The organism is Variovorax sp. GW458-11-26-14-LB1 (assembly GCF_059423965.1).
The window spans coordinates 39,838-50,304 of sequence record NZ_JBWKYW010000007.1 but is presented as its reverse complement, the minus strand read 5'-3'; the positions used below and the strand labels follow the sequence as shown (position 1 = coordinate 50,304).

The 10,467-nt window shown below is 70.2% G+C and carries 10 protein-coding genes; all 10 read left to right on the top strand.

Features of this window, described 5'->3' with window-relative positions; translation table 11 throughout:
• The first annotated feature begins 141 nt into the window (after positions 1–141).
• Positions 142–1,800 (top strand): ShlB/FhaC/HecB family hemolysin secretion/activation protein, encoded by a 1,659-nt coding sequence (locus AC07YS_RS07270; RefSeq protein ID WP_495267773.1) that lies wholly within the window; start codon positions 142–144, stop codon positions 1,798–1,800.
• 80 nt (positions 1,801–1,880) lie between these two features.
• Positions 1,881–3,698, top strand: a complete 1,818-nt coding sequence (locus AC07YS_RS07265; protein WP_495267772.1) for a DUF2341 domain-containing protein — start codon at positions 1,881–1,883, stop codon at positions 3,696–3,698.
• A gap of 12 nt (positions 3,699–3,710) precedes the next feature.
• On the top strand, positions 3,711–4,124 hold the full coding sequence (locus tag AC07YS_RS07260) for an ExbD/TolR family protein (RefSeq protein WP_062474100.1): 414 nt from the start codon (positions 3,711–3,713) through the stop codon (positions 4,122–4,124).
• 10 nt (positions 4,125–4,134) lie between these two features.
• Entirely contained in the window at positions 4,135–4,878 is a 744-nt protein-coding gene (locus AC07YS_RS07255; protein ID WP_447745381.1) for an energy transducer TonB, read from the top strand.
• The gene (locus AC07YS_RS07250) at positions 4,875–6,734 is read left to right on the top strand and encodes a putative porin (RefSeq protein WP_495267771.1); all 1,860 of its coding nucleotides are present in this window, start codon (positions 4,875–4,877) and stop codon (positions 6,732–6,734) included. Before AC07YS_RS07255 ends, AC07YS_RS07250 begins: the two co-directional genes overlap by 4 nt.
• Before the next feature lie 13 nt (positions 6,735–6,747).
• A complete protein-coding gene (locus AC07YS_RS07245) occupies positions 6,748–7,464 on the top strand; it encodes a hypothetical protein (RefSeq protein ID WP_495267770.1) in 717 nt (238 codons plus the stop codon).
• Positions 7,461–8,408 carry a peptidylprolyl isomerase gene (locus AC07YS_RS07240; RefSeq protein ID WP_495267769.1) on the top strand — a complete coding sequence of 316 codons (948 nt, stop codon included), beginning with the start codon at positions 7,461–7,463 and terminating at the stop codon, positions 8,406–8,408. The genes AC07YS_RS07245 and AC07YS_RS07240 overlap by 4 nt, the downstream gene beginning before the upstream one ends.
• 37 nt (positions 8,409–8,445) lie before the next feature.
• Positions 8,446–8,994, top strand: coding sequence for a YbjN domain-containing protein (locus AC07YS_RS07235; RefSeq protein WP_495259973.1), 549 nt, complete (start codon positions 8,446–8,448; stop codon positions 8,992–8,994).
• An 11-nt stretch (positions 8,995–9,005) separates the two neighbouring features.
• Positions 9,006–9,290: a hypothetical protein gene (locus AC07YS_RS07230; protein ID WP_235944056.1), complete on the top strand. Its 285-nt coding sequence runs from the start codon at positions 9,006–9,008 to the stop codon at positions 9,288–9,290.
• A gap of 68 nt (positions 9,291–9,358) precedes the next feature.
• Complete coding sequence (locus tag AC07YS_RS07225; RefSeq protein WP_495267768.1) at positions 9,359–10,375, top strand: phosphotransferase enzyme family protein; 1,017 nt, start codon at positions 9,359–9,361, stop codon at positions 10,373–10,375.
• Positions 10,376–10,467: the final 92 nt, after the last annotated feature.

The following is a 10,467-nucleotide window of genomic DNA, read 5'->3' as shown; positions in this document are numbered from 1 at the left end:
ATGAAGTTTTCGTGACAAACGACAGTCGCCGCGCACGCCGTGCGTCTAGGTATCGGTACGCAGCAGCGACATGAAGGCTCTCCACCATGAGCCGCTGCCACGCGAGCTTCATCCTTGAGAACCGAGCTGTAAATGCATGACATGAAGAAGAACGCCCCACCGACCTGCTGGAGAGCGGTGTGGCTGGCGGTGATGGCGATCGGTGCCCCGGCGGCAGCGTTCGCACAAGCACCTGCCGCTGTCTCCACGCCGGCCGCGACCTCGGCCACCCCACCGGCCGCGGGCGCGCCCGCAGCCACCGAACCGGCCCGCAAGGTCGACATCGCCGAGTACATCGTGCGCGGCAACACCGTGCTCGACGCCCGCGCCATCGAGAAGGCGGTCACGCCCTTTCTCGGTCCCGAGCGCACGCTCAAGGACGTGGAGGGCGCGCGCGACGCGCTGCTCGCGGCCTACCAGGCGGCGGGCTACCAGTCGGTGTACGTCGACCTGCCCGAACAGCAGGTCACGCAGGGCGTGGTGTTCCTGCAGGTCAACGAGACCCGCGTGGGCCGCGTGCGCGTGGTGGGCGCCGAGTACAACTCGCCGCTCGACGTGCGCGACCAGGTGCCGGCGCTGAAGGAGGGCGGCGTGCCCGACTTCAACAAGGCCCAGGCCGAGCTCACCGCGCTCAACCGCAGCCCCAAGCGCCAGGTGATGCCGCTGGTGCGCCCCGGCTCCATGCCGGGCACGATGGACGTCGACCTGAAGGTCGAGGACCAGAGCCCGTGGCGCGCCAGCGTGGGCCTGAACAACGACTACAGCGCCGACACGCGCAAGCTGCGCGCCAGCGCCTCGCTGGGCCACGACAACCTCTGGCAGATGGGCCACAGCGCCTCCATCAGCTTCTTCGGCGCGCCGCAGGACCTGAACCAGACGCAGGTGTTCTCGGCCTCGTACAACGCGCCGCTCAAGGGCACGAACTGGAGCCTCGAAGCCAACGCCTTCGTGTCCGACAGCAACGTGGCCACCGTGGGCGGCACCACCGTGCTGGGCAAGGGCCACTCGATCGGCCTGAAGGCCACCTACACCGTGCCCAACACCGGCAACTGGTGGCATGCCTTCAGCGTGGGCGTCGACTTCAAGAACAACAAGGAAGCGCTGACGCTCAAGGGCAGCGGCGACACCGTGCCGCTCAAGTACGCGCCGATCACGCTGTCGTACTCGGGCTTCCGCCAGACCGACAAGAGCCAGTACGGCGTGGGCGTGTCGCTGGTGGCGGGCACCAGCAGCTCGTTCAAGTACGGCAGCGACTGGGCGGCCTTCGACTACAAGCGCTACAAGGCCTCGCCCAGCTTCATGGTGCTGAAGACCGACCTCAACGGCGCGCACAGCTTCGAGGGCGGCACGCAGGTGGCCTTCCGCGTCAACGCGCAGATGACCGATTCGCCGCTCGTCTCGAGCGAGCAGATCGCCGCGGGCGGCATGAACTCGGTGCGCGGCTATCTCTCGGCCGAGGCCACCGGCGACTACGGCGTGGTCGGCTCGGTCGAGCTGCGCAGCAAGCCGCTCGCCTTCCTGGGCAGCACCGTCGAGAACTGGCGCGTGTACGCCTTTGCCGATGCCGCACGGCTGCGCCTGAAGAGCCCGCTGCCCGAGCAGGCCGAGCGCTTCTCGCTGTATTCGGTGGGCGTGGGCACGACCTTCAAGGTGGGCACGTATTTCTCGGGCCGCGTCGACATCGGCTATCCGCTGGTCGACGGGCCGCGCACCAAGAAGCACGACACGCAGGTGAATTTCAGCATCACCGCGAGCTACTGACCGAACGAACGACCGACGGCAACAGCCATTCCTCTTTTCGATTTTTTTCTCATTCCACGAGCTTTCCGGAGAACCCTGTCATGCGACGACTTCTTTTCATCGCGCTCACGCTGCTGAGCACGCTCCTGCCGGGCCTGGCCCATGCCTGGTGGCAGGCCGAATGGGCCTACCGCAAACCCGTCACCATCGACGGCGGCCCGCAGGCCGGCGCCATCGGCAGCGATGCCGGCCGCGTGCCGGTGCTGGTGCGCCTGCACACGGGCAACTTCAAGTTCGAGGGCGTGAGCGAGACCGGCGCCGACCTGCGCTTTGTCGCGGGCGACGACAAGACCGTGCTCAACCACCAGATCGAGCAGTTCGATCCGCTGCTGGGCATCGCGCTGATCTGGGTCGACGTGCCCAACGTCTCGGCCGGCACGCCGCAAAAGCTCTGGATGTACTACGGCAACCCCAAGGCCCCGGCCTCGGGCAACGGCCAGCGCAGCTTCGACCCCGACTACACGCTGGTCTACCACTTCGCCGAAGGCGCAGTGCCCCCGCGCGACACCACCGCCTACGGCAACAACGGCCAGACCGCGGCGGTGCCCGTCGAAGGCACGGTCATCGGCAAGGGCGCGCAGCTCGGCAACGGCGCGCTGATGCTGCCCGCCACGCCCTCGCTGGCCGTGACGGCCGGCGGCACGCTGACCTTCTCCGCCTGGATCAAGCCCGATTCGCTCGGTGCGCGCCAGGCGATCTATGCGCGCCGCGACGGCGCCGGCGAGCTCGTGGTCGGCATCGACCAGGGCGTGCCCTTCGTGCAGGTGAACGGTCAGCGCAGCACGCCCGGCCAGCCGGTGCAGGCCGGCCAGTGGTCGCACCTGGCGGTGAAGGCCGAGGGCGACAGCGTCGCGCTGTATGTGGGCGGCCGTCCGGCCGTGTCGCTGGCCGCGAAGCTGCCCGCGCTGAACACCGCCGCCGCGCTCGGCGCCGATGCGCCGGCTGCCGCACCCGCTGCACCCGCTGCACCGGGCGCTGCACCCGTGGCCGGCTTCGCCGCGTTCACCGGCGCGATCGACGAAGTGCGCCTGTCGAAGGTCGCACGCCCCGACGCGTTGCTGCTGGCTGATGCCGTGTCGCAAGGCGCCGAGTCGCGCCTGGCCGCTTTCGGTCCCGACGAGCAGCAGGCCGGCAAGAGCCACTTCGGCTTCATCCTGGCCGCGATGCCGCTGGACGCGTGGATCGTGGTCGGCCTGCTGGGCCTGATGATGGCGCTGTCGTGGGCCATCATGATCGGCAAGGGCCGCAACTTCGGCGCCACCTCGCGCGCCAACGCCACCTTCATCGAGCACTTCCGCGAAGCCGCCGGTGCGCCGCTGGACCGCCTGGCCACCAACAACACGGTGCCGCAGGAAGTGCGTGCCGATTCCTCGCTGTGGCGCCTGTACGAAGTGGCCATCGAGGAGATGCGCCGCCGCCATGACCGCGGCTACGACCTGAACGCCGTGTCGGCCTCCACCATCGGCGCCATCCGCGCCGCGATGGACGGCGTGATGGTGCGCGAGACCGAGCGCATGTCCAAGCGCATGAACTGGCTGTCGACCACCATCGAAGGCGCGCCGTACGTGGGCCTCTTTGGCACCGTGATCGGCATCATGCTGGTGTTCGTGGTGGCGGCCATGGCCGGCGCCGTGGACATCAACTCGGTGGCGCCCGGCATGGCCGCCGCGCTGCTGTGTACCGCCGCCGGCCTGGGCGTCGCGATCCCCGCGCTGTTCGGCTACAACTGGCTGGCCTCGCGCTCGGACGCCATCGGCGCCGACATGGCCGTGTTCGTCGACGAGTTCGTCACGCGCCTGGCCGAAGAGCAGGGCGAGGGCCGCTCGCTGCCGGTGGCCGTGCAGGCGCGCCGCGCCTGAGGACCGCGCACCATGGCAAACACAGCCGCGAAGTTCGCCGTGCGCAAGCGCACGGGCGGCATCAACATCACGCCCTTCGTCGACGTGCTGCTGGTGGTGCTGGTGATCTTCATCCTCACCAGCAACGCCAGCATCCCGGGCATCAAGGTCGACCTGCCCAAGGCCAGCGCCTCGGTGGCGTTGGAAAAGCCCAAGACCAAGGCCATCACGATCGACAACGCCGGCAACGTGTTCCTGGACGCCTACCCGGTCACGCTGCCCGAGCTCGAGGAGCGCCTGCGCACCGAGAAGGCGCTGTCGCCCGACTTTCCCGTGATCGTGCGCGGCGATGCCAGCGTGCAGTACGCGAAGGTGGTCGACGTGCTCGACCTGCTGCGCCGCATCGAGCTGAACCAGATCGGCCTCGTGACCGGCAAGCAGAAGTGAGGACCGGAGCGTGAACCCTCGCGACCCGATTTCTTCTGCCTCGCCCGCGCCTCGTACGAGTGGCACGGGTGGAACGGCCGCGCTGTGGCGCCGCTGGGGCGGGGTGGTCATCGGCCTGGCGATCGTCGTGGCGCTGGCGCTGCTCGTGTGGCGGCTGCTGTCCGACACCGCGAGCCAGAAGCGCGTGGTGGCAGACGCGCCCACGCTGATGCTGCCGCCGCCCCCGCCACCGCCGCCCGAGCCCGAGAAGCTGCCCGAGCCTGAGCCGGAAAAGATCAAACCCGAAGTGGTCGAGCCCGAGCCCAAGCCGGTCGAGCCGCTGGAAGCGCCGAAGGACGACGCGCCGCCCAGCCCCTCGAAGGACCTGGGCGACCCGGTGACCATGGACAGCGCCGGCCAGGCCGGCAACGACGCCTTCGGCATCCAGGCCGGCAGCGGCGGCGGCATGAGCGGCACCGGCGCCGGCGGCGGCCTGGGCAGCGGCTCGTATGCGCGCTACGTGTCGAGCATGTTGCAGCAGGCGCTGTCGCGCGACCCGCGCACGCGCCAGCTGGTGTTCGACGACATCCAGATCGACCTGTGGCTCGGCGCCGACGGCAAGACCACGCGCGCCCAGCTGGTGCGCGGCACCGGCACCGAGGACATCGACGAGGCCGTGCTGGCGCTGGTGCGCGGGCTCGATCGCGTCGACGAACGTCCGCCGGCCTCGATGCGCTTTCCGATGCGCGTGTCGATGAAAGGCCGCCGGCCATGACTTTCCACACCTGTACGGCCGAGGCCCGGCCCGACTCCTTTCCTCCAGTGAACGAAGCGATGAACACCCTGCACAACACCCTCCCGCGCCGGGGCGCGATGCCGGCCCTGCGCCAGTGCGCGCTCGCGGCGGCCGTGGCCTCCGCCTTCGTGCTGTCGGCCGGCACCGCCATGGCCCAGACCGCCGCCGCGCCCGCGGGCGAATCCGCCATGGTCAAGCTGATCCGCGGCCTCATTCAAAGCGGCACGCTCGCCAAGGACGTGGGCGAAGCGCTGCTGGCGCAGGCCCAGACCGAAGCCATCGCCGCGCAGCAGGCACAGCGCCAGGCGGCCGTGTCGGCCACCGCCGCATCGGCCACCGTCGCGGGCGGCATGCGCCTCGAAGCGGGCGACGTGCGCGTGCCCTACATCTCGCAGACTGTGCGCGACCAGATCCGCGACGAGGTCAAGGCGCAGGTCATGGCCCAGGCCAAGGACGAAGGCTGGGCCGCGCCCAACGAGACGCCCGAGTGGAGCAAGCGCATCCGCTTCGAAGGCGACGTGCGCGTGCGCAACGAATCGCGCAGCTATGCCGGCAACAACAGCGACATCGAGATCAACTGGCCCTCGCTCAACCAGGGCAGCGGCTACGACGTCAACCCGAACACCAACCTGTCGCTGCCGTCGATCCTGAACACGCGCCAGGACCGCCGCAACCTGTTCCGCGCCCGCGCACGCGTGGGCCTGCTGGCCGACCTGTCGGAGAACACCAAGGCCGGCGTGCGCCTGGCCTCGGGCAGCGACGAGAGCCCCGTCTCCACCACCACCACGCTGGGCGGCGGCCTGGGCAAGAAGAGCGTGTGGCTCGACCAGATGTGGATCTCGCACAAGCCGACCGACTGGCTCACCGTGACCGGCGGTCGGTTTGCCAACCCCTTCATGTCGACCGACCTGCTGTATTCGAGCGACCTGAACTTCGACGGCATTGCTGCGCAGTTCGACAAGAAGCTGGCTGCGAACCGCGACCTGTCGCTGTTCGGCACGCTGGGCCTCATTCCGCTCGAGTACTCGGCGGACGGTTCGCCCACGCGCAGCCAGCGCAAGATGAAGAGCGAGAACAAGTGGCTGCTCGGCGCGCAGGTGGGCGCCGACTGGAAGATCAACGAAGACAACCGCGTGCGCGGCGCGCTGGCGTACTACAACTTCCGCAACGTCAGCGGCCAGGTCTCCGAGCCCTGCGCGCTGTACGCGGGCGCCGACGGCTGCAGCACCGACTGGTCGCGCCCGGCCTTCATGCAGAAGGGCAACACGCTCATGCTGCTGCGCGACATCTCGCTCGACCCGCTCAATCCGGCCGGCACGCCGCAGCCGCAGTACGTGGGCCTGGCCTCGAAGTTCCGCCTGATCGACCTGAACCTGCGCTGGGACACCCAGGTGGCCGGCAACAACCTGCGCCTGGACGCCAACTTCGTGCGCAACACCGCCTACGACGCCAACGACATCTGGAAGCGCGGCGGCATCCGCGGCGCCATCGTCAACAACTTCGGCCCGACCGGCGGCACCACCCAGTCCGACTTCAAGAGCGGCGGCAACGCCTACATGCTGCAGGCCACCTACGGCAAGCCGGCACCGGCCGCACGCGGCGACTGGAACGTGCTCGCGGGCTACAAGCGCATCGAGCCCGACGCCATGCCCGACGGCTACAACGATTCGAGCTTCCACGGCGGCGGCACCAACGCGCGCGGCTACTTCCTGGGCGGCTCGTACGCGATCGACAAGAACATGTGGTTCACCGGCCGCTGGATCTCGACCAAGGAGGTCTACGGCCCGCCGCTGTCGATCGACACCCTGCAGCTCGAATTCAATGCGCGTTTCTAAGAAGGAGTCCGCCGTGTCCCGAACGATCTTCCCGGCGCTGGCCCTGGCCGCGCTGGCCGCCACGGCCGGCGTCGCGCAGGCCCAGCAGCCGCAGGGCCAGAGCATGGAGGAGCGGCTGCGTGCGCAGCTGCGCACCACCACCACCCAGCTGCAGCAGGCGCAGAACGAGCTGGCCGCGCTCAAGGCCGGGCAGCCCGCGGGCAAGGCGCCTGGCGTTGCAGCTCCCGCGTCCGAGCTCGAGGCGCTGAAAAAGGAACTGGCTGCCAGCCAGGCCCAGCTTGCGTCCGAGCGCCACGCGCGCGGCCAGGCCAGCGCCGGCAATGCGCAGCTGCGCGAGCAGGCCCAGGCCGCCAGCGAGAAGGCGGGCGCGCAGATCGCGCAGTTCCGCGGCGCGTACGACGAGCTGCTGAAGATGGCGCGCGCCTCCGAGGCCGAACGCCAGCGCCTGGCCGGCGAGGCCGCGCTGCAGCGCACCGCGCTCACGCAGTGCGAGGCCAAGAACACGCAGCTGTATGCCGTCGGGCAGGAAGTGCTGCGCGCCTACGAAACCATGGACGTGGGCAGCGTGCTCGCCTCGCGCCAGCCCTTCGCGGCGCAAAGCCGCGTCAAGTACGAACAGATCGCACAGCAGTACGGCGACAAGCTCTACGAGAGCCGCTTCGACGTGCGCGCCGTGAGCGCGCCGGCGCCTGCGGCCGCTGCATCCGCCACGGAAGGAAAGCCTCAATGAACCCCGCACAAGCCACTCCCGCAGCCGGCCTCGGCCGCCGCCTGCGCGCGGCAGCCGGCGTGCTGCTCGTCTCGTCGGTCGGCGTGGCCGCCGCGCAGCAACCCGCTGCACCCGGCCCCGCCGTGGTCGCGCGCATCGGCGAAGTGACCATCGGCCAGGACGAGATCGAGAAGCTGCTGCAGACCCTGCCCGAGACCGAACGCGCCGCCGTCAAGGCCGACCGCGCGAGCCTCGACGGCTGGCTGCGCCAGCGCCTCGTGAGCGAAGCGCTGCTGCGCGATGCCCGCGCCAAGGGCTGGGCCGACCGGCCCGACGTGAAGGCCAAGATCGACGCCGCCACGCGCGAGATCACCGCGCGCATCGTCGCCACCAGCTACCTCGAATCCGTGAGCCAGGTGCCCGCGGGCTTTCCGTCGGACGCCGAGGTGAAGGCCGCCTACGACCAGGGCAAGACCGGCTTCAACCTGCCGGCCGCCTACCGCGTGGCGCAGATCTACCTGGCCACGCCCGAGCGCGACCCGGCCGCCATCGCCAAGGTGCGCGACGAAGCCAACCGCCTCGCCAAGCAGGCACGCGGTGGCGATTTCGCCGCCGTGGCGCGCGCCAGCTCGCAGGACCGCCGCAGCGCCGAGCGCGGCGGCGAGGTCGACACGCTGCCGCTCGCGCGCATCCTGCCCGAGCTGCGCGACACCGTGGCCAGGCTCAAGCAGGGCCAGGTCAGCGAACCGGTGCAGGCCGAGGCCGGCTTCCACATCGTCAAGCTGCTCGACACCCAGCCCGCGCGCACCGCCACCCTCGAGGAGATGAAGCCGCAGCTGCAGGCCGCCCTGCGCCAGCAGCGGCAGCAGCAACTCGTGCAGGCCTACATGGCTCAGCTGGCACCGCCGGCGCAACTGAGCATCGACAGCGCCGCGCTCGACGCCGCGCTCAAGAAAACCAACTGAACTCGTTTTCCCCTTTTCCTGAAAGAAGAACCACACCATGAACACCACCGCCACGACCCCGGACACCGACGACCAGGCCGCCACGCCGGTGCCTTTCGACATGCTCGACGCCGTCACGCCCGACCAGGTGTCGGACGCCATCAAGGCCGCCGGCGGCGCCGTCACCGCCATCGAACAGGATGGCGTGGTGCGCCTGCACAGCGCCAGCCACGGCATCGGCTTCCAGGTGCTGTGGGGCAATGCCGTCACCACCACCCAGTACACCGACTTCACCCTGAGCTGCCCGCTGCGCGTGCAGGGCGGCACGCTGCCCGAGGCCGTGCTCGCCGCCTGGCACCGCAGCAAGCGCTTTGCGCGCGTGGCGCAGCACGGCGATTTCGTCGTGCTCGAGATGGACGTGGTGGTGGCCGGCGGCGTCAGCCCCGCCTACCTGGCCTTCGCCGTGCGCCTGTGGATGCAGATGATGGGCGAGTTCTTCCTGCACCTGCGCAACTACGGCCCCGCCGCCGAGACGCGCGGCGATGCGGCGAATGCCGACGCCGCTGCTGCCACCGCCGCCGTCCAGGGTGTGCCCGCCGCCGCGTGATGCCACTGCCCATGCGCGCCGCATCCGGCCTGTCCGTGGACGACCACCACCATCCCTCGCACGACTCGCCCACGGGCCGCGCCATCCAGGCCGCGGCGCGCCAGGCCCAACGCGCGCGCCGCGCCGAGACCGTGCGGCTGCGCCAGCGCGCCGCGCTGCTCGAGCTGCTGGTGCAGACCATGGCGGAGCTGCACATCTCGATGGCCGAGCTCAATGCGGCGCGCAAGGCGCTGGCGCCGGCGTGGCGGCAGGTGGGGGACGGGGGCGCCTTGCTCGATCGCGATCTGGAGCGTTGACGCCATGCGGGGAGGCTGCGGAGGGTAGGGCAGAATCGCCCGCCCCACGCTCCCGAAAGGCCGCACCCGTGACGACGCCCGCCCGCTCTGCCCAGATCGCCCAGACCACGCCCACGGGCGCCGCCATCGCAGAGAAGGTGGCGCAGGCCTACGACTTCGGCGAGGTCCGGTCGTGCGAGCTGCTGCGGCGCAGCTTCAACCATGTCTACGGCCTGCAGTTTGCCGACGGCCGCCACGCCGTCGCGCGCTTGAGCGCCGACCGCCCGCGCGGCGCCCCCAACATCGGCTACGAAACGGCACTGCTCGTGCACCTGAAGGGCAGGGGCGTTCCGGTGGCCGGCGCGCTGGCGGCACGCGACGGCGCACATGCCGTCGCGATGGACCTGCCCGAGGGCGAGCGTCCGCTGATCCTGTTCGAGCACCTCGACGGCGACGTGCCTGGCGACGTGCTGCCCGACGTCGAAGCCACTGGCCGCGGCCTGGCGCAACTGCACGACGCCGCGCAGGATTACCACGGCCCCGCCAGCCGCTACGCCCTGGAGCTGCCCGACCTGCTGCACGCGTCGCTGGAGCGCCTGCACGCCGCGCCCACCATGACCGACGCGCTGCGCCCGGAGTTCAGCGCCATCGCGCGCACGCTCGAAGCCCGCATCGCCGCGATGCCGGCCTTGACGCGCGTTCACGGGCACGGCGATTGCCACGGCATGAACAACTTCGTGACGACTGGTCTTGGCGGCGTGCGTGTCGCCTCGTTCTTCGACTTCGACGACGCAGGTCCCGGTTGGCTGGCCTACGACCTGTGCGTGTACCTGTGGGCGATGCACCCGCGCACCGTGGGCGGATCGCTCGACGCGACGTCGCTGGCGCGCTGGCGCAGCTACCTGGCGGGCTACCGCAGCGCGCGCCCGTTGCCCTCGGCGGATGTCGACGCCGTCGCCGCCTTCATGGCGGTGCGGCAGTTCTGGCTCATGGGCGAACACGCGGGCCGCATCGCGGTGTGGGGCACGCAGTCGATGCCGACGAGCTGGCTGCGCACGCAGGTGACGATGCTGACGGCGTGGGCGGAGTTGCAGACGCCGGAGTGAGGCGCGGGTTAGGATTCTTCGCATGTCGCACCGGTTGCAGCCCCTGCGTCGACTGGCCCTGGCATCCGTTTCTCCTTTCGACCCATCACCTG

Bases quoted from the DNA above. Each gene is read 5' to 3' on its own strand.
- AC07YS_RS07250 (WP_495267771.1), top strand. From the start codon at position 4,875: ATGACTTTCCACACCTGTACGGCCGAGGCCCGGCCCGACTCCTTTCCT.
- AC07YS_RS07260 (WP_062474100.1), top strand. From the start codon at position 3,711: ATGGCAAACACAGCCGCGAAGTTCGCCGTGCGCAAGCGCACGGGCGGC.
- AC07YS_RS07270 (WP_495267773.1), top strand. From the start codon at position 142: ATGAAGAAGAACGCCCCACCGACCTGCTGGAGAGCGGTGTGGCTGGCG.
- AC07YS_RS07265 (WP_495267772.1), top strand. From the start codon at position 1,881: ATGCGACGACTTCTTTTCATCGCGCTCACGCTGCTGAGCACGCTCCTG.
- AC07YS_RS07240 (WP_495267769.1), top strand. From the start codon at position 7,461: ATGAACCCCGCACAAGCCACTCCCGCAGCCGGCCTCGGCCGCCGCCTG.
- AC07YS_RS07235 (WP_495259973.1), top strand. From the start codon at position 8,446: ATGAACACCACCGCCACGACCCCGGACACCGACGACCAGGCCGCCACG.
- AC07YS_RS07230 (WP_235944056.1), top strand. From the start codon at position 9,006: ATGCGCGCCGCATCCGGCCTGTCCGTGGACGACCACCACCATCCCTCG.